Genomic DNA, 1,411 nt, shown 5'->3' on the forward strand with positions numbered 1-1,411 from the left:
CTTTTATAATCGTCCTCGATGCGAATGACATCATCCTCGCCGATATAGGCTCCGGTCTGGATTTCGACCAGTTCGAGCGGGATCTGCCCCTCATTGGCAAGCCGGTGCGGCTGGCCGATCGGGATATACACCGACTGGTTTTCCGTCAGCAACTTCGTCTCCTCGCCGATCGTCACCGTCGCCGTGCCCTTGACGACGATCCAGTGTTCCGAGCGGTGATAATGTTTCTGGAACGAGATGCGGTGGCCGGGATCGACCGTGATGTGGCCCACCCGGTAACGCTCGTCCACATACATGTGCTCGATATAACCCCAGGGGCGATAGACGCGCTTGTGGCTCTGCGTCTGCGGCGCATGTTCGCCGTCCTTCAGCGTCTCCACCAGCCCCTTCACATCCTGCACCCGGTTTTTCGGCACCACAAGAACAGCATCCTTGGTGGCCACCACCACCATGTCTTTGGCACCCACCACCGTCGTCAGCAGTTGCGTCGAATGGATGAGGCAGCCTTCGGAATCGATGAAGACGCCGTTGCCTTCCAGCGCATTGTCGTTGCCGCGCTTGTCGGCGATTTCCCAGATCGCGTCCCAGCTACCGATATCCGACCAACGGAAATGGCCATGCACCACCGCCATGCGTTTGGTCTTCTCGATCACCGCATAGTCGATGGAGTTTTTCGGCGAGGCCTCGAAGCTTGCCTGATGCAGGCGCACGAAACCGAGGTCGCTTTCATATTGCTCGACCGCCTGCGTCACCGCCGCCAGAATCTCCGGGGCGAAGGCCTTCAGTTCGGCGATCATCACATCGGAGCGGAACAGGAAGTTGCCGGAATTCCAGAGATAACCCTTTTCCAGATAGGAGATCGCCGTCTTCATATCCGGCTTTTCCACGAAGGCATCGACGATGCTCAGGTCGTCTTCGCCATCGATCGCCTCGCCCGGCTTGATATAACCGTAGGAGGTTCGCGGTTCGGTCGGCACCAGGCCGAAGACGACGATATTGCCCTGATCGGCGGCTTTTGCGCCGAGTTTCACGGCGTCGGAGAACTTGTCGGCATCGAGCACCACGTGGTCGGCGGCAAGCGCCAGCACCAGGCATCCGGGCTCACGGCGCTCGGCCAGCACGGCGGCGGCCGCCATGGCGGCGGCGCTGTCGCGGCGGGCGGGCTCCAGCACCACGGTTGCCGACAGATCGATCTCTTCGGCCTGACGGCGGGCGAAGAACCGGAAATCCTCGTTGGTGATGACGAGCGGCTCGGCATAAAGGCTCTTGTCGCCCACCCGCTGCAGCGTCTGCTGATAGGTCGAAAGATTGCCGACCAGCGGCTGAAACTGCTTGGGCAACTGATCGCGCGATACCGGCCAAAGCCGCGAACCGGCACCGCCGGCAAGAAGAACCGGCGTGATCTTTCGAG

1 protein-coding gene is annotated in these 1,411 nt (G+C 60.9%); it reads right to left on the bottom strand.

What is annotated here, in order from left to right:
- Positions 1–1,411 (bottom strand): mannose-1-phosphate guanylyltransferase/mannose-6-phosphate isomerase (locus tag ACQZ5G_RS25050; RefSeq protein WP_448739304.1); only part of this gene is annotated, 1,411 nt, incomplete at both ends.

The sequence above is a fragment of the Agrobacterium sp. 22-214-1 genome (assembly GCF_053522465.1).